Raw genomic sequence first — 15,627 nt, forward strand, 5'->3', positions numbered from 1 at the left:
ACCAGAACAGTTTTTGCAACTTAAAATAATAGCTTAGAATACTACACTATACATAGAAATTAACTGCTCTAGTGTAATAACGATACCCACGCTTTTTAATGCAAGTTTTCTTTCTTCATAAAGCTGTTCTAATAGGTCCTTTGCATCTCTCCCATAATGAATCTGATTGTGACAATTGCTACACAAAGATACTATGTTTTCCTCTACATCTAAACAAACATCAAATTTATCTGAATATGCCATAGGAACTAAATGATGTGGTTCTGTATATTTCTTATCCGATTTTTTACGAATAAAACTTGGGTGGTCAATATCAATTTCACACTCATAATGAGCGTGGGTCAAAGCATTTATAGCTGTCTGCCTATCCCTTGGATAGGTTCTATGACCATTAGTATATGTAGGTGGCTGCTTCTTCTTTGGTTTACCAGCATATTGGAATCCACCTTCAGCACCACTTAAACTTGCCTGTTTTAATTCTTCCACCAGATTATAATCTTCTTGTTCCTCTATTTCAACATTTCGTATATTATCCAATTCCGGATAAATAGAAGCTAATGCTTTAGCTAACTTCGGACGCAGTTTCCACTCAAAATGTCCATCTTCTTTATAGGAACCCCAGAAAAGGATTCTCCACCAGGTCCGTTTCCCATCAGTACCATAGATTGGTTGAATATTTGCTTCTTCTACTACCCTTTTTGCCAATGATACTACAGGCGTTATATAAGATGAAGATGATACACCATCTTGAATTCCAAGGTCATTACATGTAGCTGCATGATTATCAGCCACATAAAGTCTTTTCATAAAAGCAACATCCGCTTCAGTGAAAACATTAGGCTTCTGTATCAAATCTTTCCACATACTTACATTGATCCCTAGCTTGCTTACATAATCACGTGGATAATTTTTGTCTCTTTCATCCTGCAAATCTTTCAATTTTTTATTTTCTTCAAAGGGCCTTCCAAAAGACGTATATAAAAAATTACTGAATAAATGTGTATTCCAGTCTTTTAACTCATGTCTAGAGGCTTTCCATTCAAGAAGTTTACATTGTTTATCAATAGTATCATCTTCTAAATTCATATCAATTCCAAGCTTCATCATAAAATACTCCAAATGATCATCTGAAAATATACATAGATAATCTTCTGGAAAGTATATAGCTAGAATCTTACCTCTAAATAATGGTGGTAAAACAGATGATCTAATTGCATTAAAGTCCTTATTTTGTCCTGCTATTAATAGCATAACAATTTCTTCTTTAATCTTCTCAAATGCTCGCTCTGGATCGTCTCCATATTTCTTAGTGTTACGATACTTTTCTTCAGTATCTTCACCACTTTTTCCATAATATAATCCGAACTTAGTAGAAGGCGCTCCATGTATATTACCAAGCCCTTGTAACTCATTTTCAATTCTATAACAAAAGGTATCTTTGCGTCCAAGACCAACAACGTAATTTTCCTTTTTCATATTAATAATACTTTGTATCTTATAATCCTCAACAAACTTGACCCTTAATACTTCTAATTCCTGCTCATTTGATTGTACCTTTGGTATGTTTTGAATAAACTGCTTAATCAAAACATCTATAACCTCATCTAACCGTCCTGATAACAAAACTTCTATCTCAGAGTCTTCAGGTACAGGGCTAACGGTTGGATTTACTTTTCTTATCTTTGAGCTTCCTATACTTTCTGTAGATGCCAAAATATAAGCAGCCAATTCCTCATTCACTCTTGATGGTCCTTGAACAGACTTAAGCCCATTTTCCATTAGCAAATTCCTATTTAATAGTGGATTTTTATAAGTTTCAATTAACTGCAGTTCCATGTAACGTCCATGCTTTACATAATTAGAACTATCGATAACAAATTCTAAATCTACTATTTCTGTTTCTTCTAGATTAACCTTAGTGGCTAAACACTTATATCTAATAGCCTGGACAGGAGCGCCAACATAAATATATACTGTATCACCTACTTCTATATTGGTACTCTGCTTCCAGTTCAGCTTCTCTAACTTTTTAAATGCACCATCTACATCATATTCATTTATATTACAAGAAGTAATCCAATCTACCATATCGACCTCCTGATCCAACTATGTTTTAATAATAGTATTCAATGCAATTATATGCTTTATCAAATACCTTTTTATCTACTTCTTACTCAGGCACCACTTCTTTTTTCATTTATTCTTTGTTGAGTTTTATTCTTAATTACTTTGAGTTCATTTATAGCAACCAAAATTGGAAATTAAATGAGTACTTTTTGTTTCTTATTTTAAATTTCTATAAAAGTATACCTAAAAAGTTGATTATTATACCTCTTAGCTTGACGGCTATAAAAAGAGTAAGTGATTTTTTTTGCCAATAATACTACTACATTAACATATTAAAAATCTATCCCTTTTCGTATTTTTAAGTTTAGGATTTTCTTCTATTATCTTTTTTGCAAAAACAAAATCTTTATTGTTTGAAAAAATACACCTGTACGATTGATGTACTTGAAGTGAATTACAATATAAAACAAATGACTCATCAACATCTACAAACTTATTATTTAGATAAATATCATTATTAAAATATTCAAGTTCTCTCATAATTAAAGCTAGTTTTGAACTTATTGGAAAAACAATTTCTACACCTTTACTTTTGATTCCATTTTCACCTAAATGACCATATAAAACTAAAGGATTATCAGAAGTGCAAAAACTAATAGGCGTTTCATTTACAGCAATAAACCATATATGATTTAAAAAACACATAGAATATTCTTGAATTCTTTCTGTATCTAATAATGCCTGATTATGATACATATTGATTCTGCTTTTTTTGAGTTTGAATTTAACATTATTTAAAAGTTCTTCTTCGATTTCTCCAGATAGGTTTTTACGAATCAGAAGAGAAGGTACTTTTTCATGTATTTGAATAAGTTTTTCTCGAAACTCTTTTGTCCTTATTAATTGTAAAGACAAGTAATATGCTATTGTAGGCTTTTTAGATTCATGAATAACTGATGTATAAAGATAAGCTTCCTTTTTTAACATTATATATGACGTTACAATTTCTGCTATCGGGTTAAACATTGTCGTTTCCACTTTTGTAGCAAAAGTATGTTCAATAGTTTGTTTATCTACATGATTAACAAGATCTATATACTCTTGTTCTATGTCAATCTCTTCTTCTTCAGCTTCTTTTATAAGCGTTTCAAAATTTACATCATAGAAAAACCTTTCAGATGCAATTGATTCAACATTTTGATTATATCTAATTTGTGCCTTTTCTTTATCAAAAATATTTAAGCGAGCTATCGTTTTGCCCTTTTTTATAATATTATTTGCAAAATACTTTAAATATCTTTGAGGTACATAATGTTGATTTTTCACTAAATTACTCATTCAATCATCACCCTTTCCTCCTAGCGTATTGTCGTATATACCTCTATAGGATATATCTGTATTTTATTATTTATACATTTAAATTCATTTTTACTTAAACTTATTCAATAATAACAATATTCACTATATCCAACAAAAAAACTCTATCATGGTATCACCACTAACCGAGAAATAAATATTATAAATATTTTCCTCTTATCTAACTTATCTTAAATAAACCTATTCTATTTTTATTTTTTCACATATCTCATTCCAAATAATACTTGTATTAGAGTTATGTTTAAAAAATATTTTTTCTGATAATCTTACCTTATAGTGTGCTTTGATTGCTTCATATTCTATAGCATAAGCAAGTATCAATGCTTTCTGTTTTTCATCTTTTATTCCTACAGTAATTAGTTGTCTATAGAGATCCTCGTAGAGCTTGTCTAAACGTAGTTTGAATAATAAAAGTTTTATAAATTCTTCTAGAAAGTATGAAGAAAACACAGTTTGGGAAATAATAAGTAATACCCCGTATTTCTTATAAACAAGACATGCACATAGAAATACAATACATGCTATAGCCGTTTTTATTCCTTTACTTAGGAGCATTAATCCTGCAGTAGTTTTGCTATGCAAAATGCTTTCAAAAGCATTAACTGAAAACTTATCTGCATTCTTGGGAAAATTATTATTATAATATTTTTTAGTTTTATATTCAGTAAAGTCAATTCCAAATGCGTTCTCTATAGAAGCTTGCCTTCTTGTCTTTTCTGCACGATACCAGAAGAAATTATCATCAATAATATTAGCCACAACATACGTAATTGATAAAATAATTTGCAGTACAAATAGAACTTCAAGGAAAATTTCATTTTTAATAAACCAAGTGAATACTGAAGCTGCTACATTAATCCAAAAAACTTTCTGTAGTACATATGAAATTTTATTTGGCAAGTAATAAAGGGAATTAACATCATCTCGTCTCGCCATAATTACACCTCCGGAAATACTTCCTTTATTTTACTCAACGCTGTATACGGATATCCATCATTTTCATTCCGCAACGCTTCGTTAATCTTTGCAACTGCATTATCTATTTTAGTAGCATTTGAATATGTTCTTAATTTACCTAATGCACTTTTTAAATAATCAGTATAGCTTGTACAGTTTATGTAGGAATATGTCATTTCATAAGCAATCTTGCTTTCTAATTCAAATGATGATAAACCACGAGAATTCTTTTGAATATTCCAGTGTTTCAATAACCGTATGACTGGTTTTATCTTATAAGTATTATTTTTATTACACTCAACAAGTTTGTTGTTAAAATCATTAGGATTTGTATACATCCACTCACTACTATTCTTTGGAATATAGTACAAACTATAAAAATTATAAGCTGGGACTAACTCAAACTTAATGTGATTTAATTCTAGTACTATAGTGGGGCTAGATTGATAAATCTCTGAAGTACTATATTTCGCCTCCGCAAAACTCTTTAAACGGTTTAAAAATGATTGCGGCTTATAAGAATATGGATTCTTAAAAACTACCATCAAATCAATATCTGAATTTTCATCTGCTTTTCTGGGTAAAATTGTTTCGCGCGTATATGAGCCAAAAATTATTTTATCAATAACATCCTCTCCAAAATATGAAGTTAATCTTGTTTTAAGCGCATTAATGGAGGTTGTTATACTACTCTTTTCATTGGAATTCAAGACGAGTGAACTTCCTAAATCATGTAAATAACTATTTATTGACATATTTTTTCTCCTTTTAAATAATATCGATTAATTCAAGCCCAAAACCACAATGAACAATAGGTTTTGGACTTAAATAATTTTATTTTACTTCTCTATACTTCTCTACTAATTAATATTAAATGCTTCCTGTAAAACAGATTCCATCAAAAGTTCACTATTCTTTTTAGATTGCTCAATTCTTTTTTCAAGTTCATCACATAATGCCATTAATGAATCTACTTTTTCTATTATCTGTTTTTGTTCATTTAGTGGTGGAATAGGAATTATAAAATTTCTTATTAAAGTTAAATTTAAGTTACCTTGAGATGTTCCTCTTCCTAAGATATTTGATATCGATTTATTCGTTCCATCAGGGGAATTTAACCATAAGCATACATATTTTGAATCCATATATAGTTTGTTGAATTTAATTAAACATAAACTTACATATATTGCAAAGTCTAATTCTTGATCTATAACTGTTGCTTCTCCAATATTAGAACCAACTCTTGTTAGCAAGATATCTCCTTCTTCTGGTTTTACATTTTTTATGTATTTTTCATAATCTTCAATTGAAACATACCTACATTTATTGGGCATGAACTTAAAAGGTTTAACGTTTTGAGCTGATAAAAACATCATTCCTTCTTCAGTGTACCTTGGAGTTTGATGAGTCCCATCAGTAATTATATTAGCTAAATCCCCTAATCTTATATATTGCCAGTTCTCAGGTATAAAATAATTCTTCTCATCCTCACCAATCTCAGGTAATTCTTTCTCTTTCTTTATCTTCTTCTCCTTAACAAGCCTATCCTTTTCCTCTTTTATCTTCTTCAAAAGAACACTGGCTGGTTCATCATTTTTTTCTTGAGGCACAAGTTTACCTTGTACTGCTAATTGAAGAATGCCATTTTTTAATTCCTTAACTGCATCATCACCTAGGGTTAGCTCTTTAAAGTTCGTAATTATAAACTTCAAAACCTCTTCTAATTCTTCTGATGATTTGCAATTACCAATACTATTAAATATAGACTTTGAACTTAAAGCTCCATATTTAACTTTCTTTTCAAGATAGGCTTCTAATTTATCACAAAGATCCATTAAAGAATCTACTTTTTCTACTATTCTTTTTTGTTCGTTTAGTGGTGGTAATTGAATTGATAGATTTTCCCATTTACTTTTATTTATTATTGGTGTTGCTGATCCTGTAGCATTTAATAGTATTTGATTATAAAACTCAATAGATGATAAAAAATAATATAAAAACTTACATTCAATAGTACCCAAACCAGTTATTGAATTTATTTGTTGGTTACAACTACATTCTCTTTCAGCAAAATAGTTTTTTCCAATAGATCCCCCTATACAAACCATTAATACTGAATTTTTATTTATTAACCTACCCTTTGTTAATCCTAATTCTGTTAAACTTTCATTATTAAAATTTATTCCTTTATGACTTATATCACCTGGCTTTATAAATGGAGTTTTGCCATTGAAGTACTCATTATTTTTTGTAGATGGTGTTGTACCTGTCTGGGTAATACCTAGGCTACCTAATCTCACCCATTCCCATCCCTCAGGCAACTCATAAGGCACTTCATCCTCACCAATCTCAGGCAATTCCTTCTCTTTCTTTATCTTCTTCTCCTTAACAAGTCTTTCCTTCTCCTCTTTTATCTTCTCCAAAAGAACACTTGCTGGCTCATCATTTACATCTTGCTCTACTAACTTTCCTCTTACCGCTAATTGAAGTATATACTCTCTTAACTTTTTAACTTTCTCCGGTCTATCAAATATAGTTTTAAATTGCTCTAATAACATATCCATAATTACTTAACCTCTAATATTTTCTTTAGTTCTTCTATCAAACTATCTTGTAATTTATTTACCGCTTCAGTTGCTTTTTGATACTTTTCTAATAAAGCTTTTGGATCTCCTAAATCTTCTACTTCTTTATTAGGATTTTTAAAATCTAAATTATAATTTCTTTTCTTAATCTCTTCAGTAGAAACTTTCCAAGCATATTCACTTTCAACTCTATTGTTCCACCATTCTTTTTCCAGCTCAAATTCTTCAATTCTTATAGGTTTAGTTTTAGTATAATTTTTATATCCTTCTGGTAATGGATGTTCAAAGAACCAAACTTCTTCTGTGGATTTGCCTTTTTCAAAGAATAATAGATTTGTGTTTATTCCTGTATAAGGCGCAAAAACTCCATTAGGCATTCTTACTATGGTATGTAGATTAAATTCTTCTAAAAGTTTTTCTTTTATCTTTGTTTTAACACCTTCTCCAAATAAGAATCCATCAGGTAATACAACCCCTGCTTTACCCTTCTCACTTAATCTATACATCATAAGGGTCATAAATAAATCCGCTGTTTCTTTTGTTTGAAATTGTTTTGGGAAATTTGTAAGTACTGCATCTTCCTCTATTCCACCAAAAGGAGGATTCATTGCTATAATATCCACTAAATCTGATGGGTTTAAATCTCTTACATTTTTCATAAGTGAATTATCATGTTTTATTTTAGGTACATCTATGTCATGAAGTATTAAATTTGTTGTGGCAAGTAAATGAGGTAATGGCTTTTTCTCTACCCCAATAATTGTTTCACCTAATGTTTTAATATCTTCAACATTCTTTTCTTGTTTCTTTAAATGCTCTATTGAACAAGTTAAAAATCCACCTGTACCACAAGCAAAGTCAGCTACTTTATCCCCTAATTGTGGATTTAGCATTTCTATAATAAACTGAGTTACTGGTCTTGGTGTGTAGAATTCCCCTGAATTCCCTGCACTTTGTAGGTCTTTTAATATATTTTCATATATATCATTAAACAAATGTCTATCTTCACTAGCTGTAAAATCAATTTCATTTAATTTATTTATTACCTGTCTGATTAAAGCCCCAGACTTCATATAATTATAAGAGTCTTCAAATACTGCTTTTACTAAGAATGATTTTGGATCACTATCTACTTCAAGTTCCATTTCTTTTAGTTCTTTAAATAATTCATTATTAATAAAGTCTAAAAGTTCATCTCCAGTCATTCCCTCATCATCTTCTGCCCATTCACTCCACCTTAATTTTTCTGGAACTACAGAAGTATAATCATCACCATCTAATTCCCACTCTTGCTCTTTAGCATCAAAAACCTTTAAAAATATCATCCATACTAATTGGGATATTCTTTGTGCATCACCATCTACCCCTGCATCTTGCCTCATTATGTCTTGAACAGACTTAACTACGTTATTTACTGACATCTCTTTTGTCTCCCTTCTCCTCTTATGCTATTGTATATAATTCATTAATAAGTTCTTTAACCGCTGATTCATACTTTTTCTTACCGCCAAATACTTTTTTCACTATTTCTAGTTGAGAACCAAACTTTTTAAATTCAGGCAGTTTCAAAACTTTAATGCTTTCAATATCTTCTACCCCTTCATTCTCATACTTCTCAAGTAATGTAGTTAATACCGCCATTGCTTGTTCTCCATATTTAGCAAAATAATTTTTCTTTTTAACATTGTTTGCTCTTTCTTTTCTTGTTAGTGGTGGCATATCGAAAGCAATATGACAAATAAGATCAAAGGCATCTAAATCTTTGCCAACTTCATCCTCAATATCACTAAGAAATATACCTTCCTCTTCTAAGTGTTTTCTTAATTCCTCTTTCTTATCAGTTTCATTCCATTTTCGTAAGAATTCATCTAGATTAGAAAACTCTTTTCTTATATTCTTTCTAGTATAATCCTTTAAAGATTCAGTTATTAGTTTACCATCTGCACCATAATATTGCACCCTATCATTAATAACTCTAACTTCTACATCATTAACATAGTATTTTGCCCTTGGCTGTCCTGGATCATCATCCATATCTATCTGGCCTGTTCCATCATTGGTTGTATAACCTTCAGGGTTTTCATCAATTTCTCCATTACCCCCTGCTTGCACATTATCTCCTTCTTCTTCCTCTTCTTCATTAGGAATATCGTCTCCTCCACCTGTTTCGATAATTTTAACAGGATCTCCATCGAAATCCTTATCTGCAAACAATCTTGATACATCTCTAAAATCTATTATTGTAAAATACATTTTTCCGTAATCTTCTCTAATCCTTGTCCCACGACCAATTATCTGTTTAAACTCAATCATTGAATTTATTTCCGAATCTATAACTATAAACTCACAGGTCTTGCAATCCACCCCTGTGGTTAATAATTTTGAGGTAGTCACTAAAGTTGGATATTTTTCAGCTGGTATTATAAAGTTTTCTAATTCAGCTTTTCCCTCATCATCATCTCCGGTTATCTTCATAACATATTTACTATTTATAGCATATAAATCTGCATTTTCATTAATAAGTGCCTTTCTCATTCTATCAGCATGATCTATATCTGTACAAAAGAAAATTGTTTTAGCCATTCTCTTTTTATTAACTTTCAAATAATCTGATAGATACTTGGCCACTAATTCTGTTCTTTTCTCTAATACTAATTTTCTGTCAAAATCTTTTTTATTATAAATTCTATCCTCTAATTCATATCCATATTTATCTCTTTTACCCTTTTCCGGTCTATATCCCTCTAAATCTCTATCAATACCAACCCTTACAACTTTATAAGGAGCTAAAAATCCATCTTCTATACCTTGCTTTAATGAATAAGTGAATATAGCTTCTCCAAAATAATCTAGATTAGAAACCGCTTTTGTTTCCTTTGGCGTTGCTGTTAACCCTATTTGAGTTGCTGAACTAAAATATTCTAATATCTCCCTCCAAGCAGAATCATCTTTAGCACTACCTCTATGACACTCATCTATTATTATCAAATCAAAATAATCAGGACTATATTTTTTATATATTTTTTTATCTTCTGTGTCCCCGGTCAATGATTGATATAAAGCAAATTGAACTTCCCTAGATTTATCTGCATTTCTTTTTTTGATTTTATTGATATTTTCCATTAAAGGTTTAAAGTCACCTGTTATAGTTTGATCTATTAAGATATTTCTATCTGCTAAGTATAAAATTCTTTTCTTCTGTGCCGCTTTAAATAATCTGTAAACTATTTGAAATGCTGTAAACGTTTTTCCAGTTCCCGTTGCCATAACTAATAATATTCTGTCATTACCTTTCACTATTGCCTCTACAGTTCTGTTAATTGCTATCCTTTGATAATACCTAGGTTCAAAAGAATCTTGGTCGTAATAGTAATTATGGGTTATTGCTTTTTCTTCTTCTTCATTAATACCTTTAAAATCTTTATATCTTCTCCACAATTCATCTGGTGATGGGAATTGATCTAATGATAGCTCTTTCTCTATTTGACCTTCTGTAATTGTTCTATCATGTTCTATAAAGCCATCCCCATTAGAAGAGTATACAAATTGAATATCTAAAATTTCCCCATAGTTCAAACCTTGCTGCATTCCAGCTTCTATTGAGTGTTTATTATCCTTAGCTTCTATAACTGCTATTGGTATATTATTTTTATAATAAAGTACAATATCCGCCCTTTTCCTTTTCCCCCTAGTAACTAATTTCTTTCGAACAATAATTCTACCATCAGTAAAATTAACTTCTTCTCTTATCTGCTTTTGTTTGTTCCATCCTGCTTCTTCTATAGCAGGTAATATATATTTAGTTATAATATCTCTTTCACTTAATTCTTTCTTATTCATATATCCCCCTTAAATTAAGGCTTTTTAATTTTTATTGTAATAATCTTGCTATTTTCTTGTCTTCCCCTTATTTAATCAAAATGTTTCTTCACAATTTATACACTCAGGCTAGTAGAGCTCCAGCCACAAAATTTATTCCTAGGCAATAAACAGTTTCAATTATTGAAATAACAAATAATTGTATTTTAGTCATAGGCACCATTCCTCCCTTGTTTTGAACTGACAGCTTCAAAACTTGCAAACAATAACTAATTACGAAAATAATGAGTAGCCCTAGATATAAACTTACACATGGAATGGAGTTTTGTACTACTATCCCTGTTAGCCTCAACGTATAAATTAAAATGTAACATCAATACAGAAATTGATTTAATAACTAAGTAATATTTTTTTATATTACTTTTCTTGTGACTCTTTTAGTTTTTCTATTATTCATAGTTATTTTTGTTATCTTAAAATCTTTTCTAATTCCTATTATAGTTTTTTTAGATTTACCATCAAATAAATTTACCATTTTATTAAGAAAATTTTCTACTTCAGTTCCATCTTTGTATTGCTTAACATACTGTGTTCTTCCATCAACAATTTTACCCATCATCGTATTAATTATAACACAAATCCCATATTTTATTAAACTTTCTAAAACATTCTTATAAAAATAGAGACCTGATATATTGCAGAAGCAATTCTCAAATCTCTTTCATCTACATTAACATTTCTACTGATTATACTTGCAAAAATTCGCCTTTACAATTGTATTGCAATACAAAAAAATTATACTTACAAGCATGTTTTTAATTTTATATTTTTAAATATTCTAATTGACACCTCATAAATATCCATCTGCTCCTCAAATTCCAAAATCATACCCAATCTCCACTAAACGCTGCTGAATCTTAACCACATTGCAATAAAACTTTCCACTATTTCTTTTAATCAAATACCCACAATAAGCCTCTCCTTTATAGGTACCCATAAAACAAACAAAATTAAAGGTAGTCATAATTGACTACCCCAATATTTTTTGTATGAATTTTTCTATTCTTTCTGCACTACTAATAGCACTCTTCACATCATCTTCATTTACTTCCAACTGATATGGATATCTAACTTGCACTCCATATGGAACAAGCTCAATGCAATCATCTTCAATATCATTAAAACTACAGTTTATATCTCTACATTTAGAATTAAGCAACACTAAATCATGAGTCCTTTCAACTTTGTTTCCAATTGCAATAAGATACCCTTTTATATATTTCTCAGCACTTTGTTCACAATGATAGCATATAATTTCTAATGGCTTTGGATACATACTCATTAAAAACTTAGCTGACTCTAAATCTCTTTTTGCAAATTCAAACCATTCTTTAGCTATCTCTTTGTTATCCATAAAGTTTAACTCCCTGAAGTAAAATTTCATGTTCCATAGTGCATTCCGATTTAGCTCTTTCATTAAATTCATCACTATAATAAACTAATAAATCAACTGGCATAGTCGCCACTTTAGATATCGATTTTCTTATTAATTTCATGATTTCAATTTTTCTTTTGCTTTTATCGTCGGTTACTACACATATGTCTAAATCACTATCTTCATTAGGATTTCCATAGGCATAAGATCCAAACAGATAAATAGAATTTACATCTGAAACTTGATTTATTTCTTTTAATAAATTATCTAACTCAATCTTCACATTATATGGCATAAATTTCACCTACCTATCTCCACTATATTCCTTTACTTATATTATACACTATAATCAAGACTAATAATCACTCTATTTTTATTTGTATTTTCATCATAAATCTTTAACCAAACAACTTACCCCAACTAATCTTACCAACAACTCCATCCACATCAATCCCAACATCCCCTTGAAACTCCCTTACAGCTTTTTCAGTATCCCCACCAAAATATCCATCCGCTCCACAAGCTCCAACATCATATCCAAGTTCAACTAAATGCCTTTGAATCTTAACCACATTCCAATCAAACTTATGACTATCTTTCTTAATCAAATACCCAGGATAAGAACTACCCAATTTAACATTATCCTTAACTTTTTCTTTAATCTCTGCAAGCGGATAATTGCCACCTGGACATTCTGTTACCCCTAACTCCTTATGGCCATAAATATTTTCTATTTCATATTTCCCCATCAAGTACTCACATACCTCTACAATAGCTTCTTTTTGAATACCTGGCATTTCTTCCTTACTATAATCCCCTTCAGCACAAATCCCAATAGAATTAGTGTTATGATTCTTACAATGAGACCCTACTATATTTTCTTCTCTACCTTTATAAATAGACCCATCTTTTCTAACAAAAAAATGATACCCGCAACCGGACCAACCTTTTTGTAAGTGCCAGTAATGTATTTCTTCTATAGAGCAATTAGAACTTGCTGCATGATGTAGCACTATATTATTTGCTTTATTACCATGGCTCATATCACTCATAAATTTTAAATCTCTATCAATAATATTCATATTTTTATTCTTCCTCCCAAATTTATTTTTATAGTTAATTTTTATTGCAATATAGCGGGTCGGCGTGGAAACCGACCCCTACGATTGAATGATTTTGTCGCAATATTGAAAAAAAGCTCTGCCAAAGGCAAGAGCTTTTCTAACTACGCTTCAATGTCAAATAATTCAGTTTCAGTTGTTTCAACAATTGAAGCAGCTTCTTTTAATGTTAAGTTATCTGGTCCAAGAGCAAAAACATTCTTTGTGATTATTACATCCATCAGTGCTTCTGCACTTGCTTGAGTTAACCCATCCTTAACATCTGTAATAGTCATAGATTTTGTAGCTCCTGCTGCATCTTTGAATTTCATAATTAATTTTTTCATTTTAATAACCTCCTATTTTTTTAAAAATTTATTTTTATGTTTTGGTTTATTGTAGGGGGCGGTTTCCATGCCGCCCCGTTATTGCTACAACATTGCTGGTACATCGGGCGGGCATGGAAACCCGCCCCTACATAACTAAATACCTTCTTCAAGTAATTCAGCATTAACTCTCTTAATGTCAAAAACTGGACTTAAAAGTACTGCTGCAATAGCATTTGCAACGTCAAACACATCTTGATCCACTGCATCCACCTTAACTTTAGAGAAACTCTTTGTTTGAAGCACATCTTTTCCTTCATCATCTAAACCTGAGATGACTCTGATGGTCAAATCACTCTTAATTGGTGTCACCATAACTGCCATGTTAAATTCCCCCTCTCTAAGAGTCGGCTTAAGTATTAGTTCTACTTTTATTCCAAAAATATGCAATGTTCTCGCTTTTTTTGAAATAAATCTAGTAGAAGTTATTCTTAAACAATCTCTTTTATATAATGTTATTCACTATATATATACAAGTTATCTTTGAATTTTCAGAGTTTTTCTTTAGAACTATTTTCAGGAAAAAATGAGGGGATTAATCTCATTTTTTTTGGTTACCCATGACTGCAGTTATAACCTTGGTTAAATCTGAGATAGAATTATTGAGAACTTCAATTTTCTTCTCAAATCTAACCAAAAGGTATATACTAACAGCAATTGGAAATCCCACAGTTGACACAAGAGTAGTAAACTCCTCAAACATAATATCAACCTCCTCATGGGGGCATGATAAATTCATACCTTATCTATATATACAACTTCAATCTGTTTTTTCAGTTTATTTAATGCACTTTTTTTAATTTCATATGCTTTCTGATAATTGATACTATTCTCCATTGCTATTACTTTCAAAGGTCTTCTATTGATATAAAATTCAATGATTAACATTCTTTCTAAACAGGACAACTCATTAATACCCTCACTTAATTTTTCAACTATTTCATAAGCTATGTATTGATCCTCCACTGTAAAAGGATAATTTCCTTCTACATTATTAATATTTGTTGAATCTTGAATTTCTCTATTATGCTTTATTTTGCTTTTTAGTAGATTTATATTACTACGTTTAACTGTGGTAGCTAAAAAGGAGCTGAAGGAATTTGAATTTATATTATATAAATTAATAGCTTTTATAATGCTTAAAATACTATGCTGAACTAAATCATCAAACTCATATCCGGGTATATGATATTTTGATGCTTCACTTAAAATTAAAGGCATATATTTACTAATAATAGTTTCAGTCGCAATACTATCCCCTTCTTTAGCTTTTATAATTAAATCTTTCAAGTTGCCACCCCCCATTTATAATTAGTATAGGACCCCTTATACAGAATGCTTGTCCATCTTTAATCTTCCCTTTTTAATCCAAAATCTTCGTATTGCTTTTAACATAAGCAACCATTTTTTTTAAACACTTTCTGCAAAGCGAAACTTTACCAGTAGTAATTACTCCATTAACCTCACCACATTGCATACATCCAACACTATATTTTTTTAGATAAATCTCTTCCTCCTCTGTAAATATTTCTAAGGAATCCCTATCTTCAAGATTCAAAGTCCTTCTTAGCTCTATTGGAATAACTACTCTGCCAAGTTCGTCTAAAACCCTTGACAATCCCCCCTTTTCTTTTGAGCTAAGTATGATATACTCCCCCTCCTTCGATATATCAACCTGTGTTTGTCTTTCAACAAAATTAAGTTTCTTTCTTAACTCCTTTGGTATAACTATTCTTCCTAAATCATCTAATCTTCTTACAATTCCTGTTGCTTTCATTTTCCCATCCTCCATCTTTATTTGGCTTTATTTTATACTATTGTTACTATTAAAAGTTTGGCAATAATTATAAATTTCGGTGCAAGCTCTCAGTTTAGTGCACAGTTCACAGTGCACAGTCCAC

17 protein-coding genes are annotated in these 15,627 nt (G+C 30.4%); all 17 read right to left on the reverse strand.

All coding sequences use genetic code 11. From position 1 onward, the window contains the following. Positions 1 to 33 precede the first annotated feature (33 nt). A complete protein-coding gene (locus BUB83_RS02240) occupies positions 34 to 2,088 on the reverse strand; it encodes an HNH endonuclease (RefSeq protein ID WP_073336599.1) in 2,055 nt (684 codons plus the stop codon). A 303-nt stretch (positions 2,089 to 2,391) separates the two neighbouring features. Then, complete coding sequence (locus tag BUB83_RS02245) at positions 2,392 to 3,405, reverse strand: DUF4238 domain-containing protein (RefSeq protein ID WP_073336601.1); 1,014 nt, start codon at positions 3,403 to 3,405, stop codon at positions 2,392 to 2,394. 219 nt (positions 3,406 to 3,624) lie between these two features. After that, entirely contained in the window at positions 3,625 to 4,380 is a 756-nt protein-coding gene (locus BUB83_RS02250; RefSeq protein WP_073336603.1) for a hypothetical protein, read from the reverse strand. Between the two features lie 2 nt (positions 4,381 to 4,382). Continuing rightward, positions 4,383 to 5,156 carry an SMODS domain-containing nucleotidyltransferase gene (locus tag BUB83_RS02255; protein ID WP_073336605.1) on the reverse strand — a complete coding sequence of 258 codons (774 nt, stop codon included), beginning with the start codon at positions 5,154 to 5,156 and terminating at the stop codon, positions 4,383 to 4,385. Between the two features lie 105 nt (positions 5,157 to 5,261). Next, positions 5,262 to 6,965: a restriction endonuclease subunit S gene (locus BUB83_RS02260; protein WP_073336607.1), complete on the reverse strand. Its 1,704-nt coding sequence runs from the start codon at positions 6,963 to 6,965 to the stop codon at positions 5,262 to 5,264. Between the two features lie 2 nt (positions 6,966 to 6,967). Then, positions 6,968 to 8,407, reverse strand: a complete 1,440-nt coding sequence (locus BUB83_RS02265; protein WP_073336609.1) for a type I restriction-modification system subunit M — start codon at positions 8,405 to 8,407, stop codon at positions 6,968 to 6,970. A 22-nt stretch (positions 8,408 to 8,429) separates the two neighbouring features. After that, complete coding sequence (hsdR, locus tag BUB83_RS02270) at positions 8,430 to 10,826, reverse strand: EcoAI/FtnUII family type I restriction enzme subunit R (protein ID WP_073336611.1); 2,397 nt, start codon at positions 10,824 to 10,826, stop codon at positions 8,430 to 8,432. 391 nt (positions 10,827 to 11,217) lie between these two features. Further along, complete coding sequence (locus tag BUB83_RS02275) at positions 11,218 to 11,424, reverse strand: hypothetical protein (protein ID WP_073336613.1); 207 nt, start codon at positions 11,422 to 11,424, stop codon at positions 11,218 to 11,220. 252 nt (positions 11,425 to 11,676) lie between these two features. Beyond that, complete coding sequence (locus BUB83_RS21805) at positions 11,677 to 11,829, reverse strand: hypothetical protein (protein ID WP_159434033.1); 153 nt, start codon at positions 11,827 to 11,829, stop codon at positions 11,677 to 11,679. A gap of 6 nt (positions 11,830 to 11,835) precedes the next feature. Then, a complete protein-coding gene (locus BUB83_RS02280) occupies positions 11,836 to 12,219 on the reverse strand; it encodes a HEPN domain-containing protein (protein ID WP_073336615.1) in 384 nt (127 codons plus the stop codon). Continuing rightward, a complete protein-coding gene (locus tag BUB83_RS02285; protein WP_073337061.1) occupies positions 12,212 to 12,535 on the reverse strand; it encodes a nucleotidyltransferase domain-containing protein in 324 nt (107 codons plus the stop codon). The genes BUB83_RS02280 and BUB83_RS02285 overlap by 8 nt, the downstream gene beginning before the upstream one ends. 103 nt (positions 12,536 to 12,638) lie before the next feature. Next, entirely contained in the window at positions 12,639 to 13,322 is a 684-nt protein-coding gene (locus BUB83_RS02290) for a peptidoglycan recognition protein family protein (protein ID WP_073336617.1), read from the reverse strand. A 143-nt stretch (positions 13,323 to 13,465) separates the two neighbouring features. Continuing rightward, positions 13,466 to 13,687 (reverse strand): DUF2922 domain-containing protein, encoded by a 222-nt coding sequence (locus tag BUB83_RS02295; RefSeq protein WP_073336619.1) that lies wholly within the window; start codon positions 13,685 to 13,687, stop codon positions 13,466 to 13,468. A gap of 135 nt (positions 13,688 to 13,822) precedes the next feature. Beyond that, positions 13,823 to 14,050 carry a DUF1659 domain-containing protein gene (locus BUB83_RS02300; RefSeq protein WP_073336621.1) on the reverse strand — a complete coding sequence of 76 codons (228 nt, stop codon included), beginning with the start codon at positions 14,048 to 14,050 and terminating at the stop codon, positions 13,823 to 13,825. A gap of 217 nt (positions 14,051 to 14,267) precedes the next feature. Further along, complete coding sequence (locus BUB83_RS02305) at positions 14,268 to 14,429, reverse strand: YvrJ family protein (RefSeq protein WP_073336623.1); 162 nt, start codon at positions 14,427 to 14,429, stop codon at positions 14,268 to 14,270. Positions 14,430 to 14,461: 32 nt separating this feature from the next. Further along, complete coding sequence (locus BUB83_RS02310; protein ID WP_073336625.1) at positions 14,462 to 15,016, reverse strand: sigma-70 family RNA polymerase sigma factor; 555 nt, start codon at positions 15,014 to 15,016, stop codon at positions 14,462 to 14,464. Positions 15,017 to 15,089: 73 nt separating this feature from the next. Next, positions 15,090 to 15,503 (reverse strand): AbrB/MazE/SpoVT family DNA-binding domain-containing protein, encoded by a 414-nt coding sequence (locus BUB83_RS02315; protein ID WP_143160456.1) that lies wholly within the window; start codon positions 15,501 to 15,503, stop codon positions 15,090 to 15,092. Between the last annotated feature and the right edge of the window lie 124 nt (positions 15,504 to 15,627).

The sequence above is a fragment of the Clostridium grantii DSM 8605 genome (assembly GCF_900129965.1).
GTDB classification, from domain to species: domain Bacteria; phylum Bacillota; class Clostridia; order Clostridiales; family Clostridiaceae; genus Clostridium_AF; species Clostridium_AF grantii.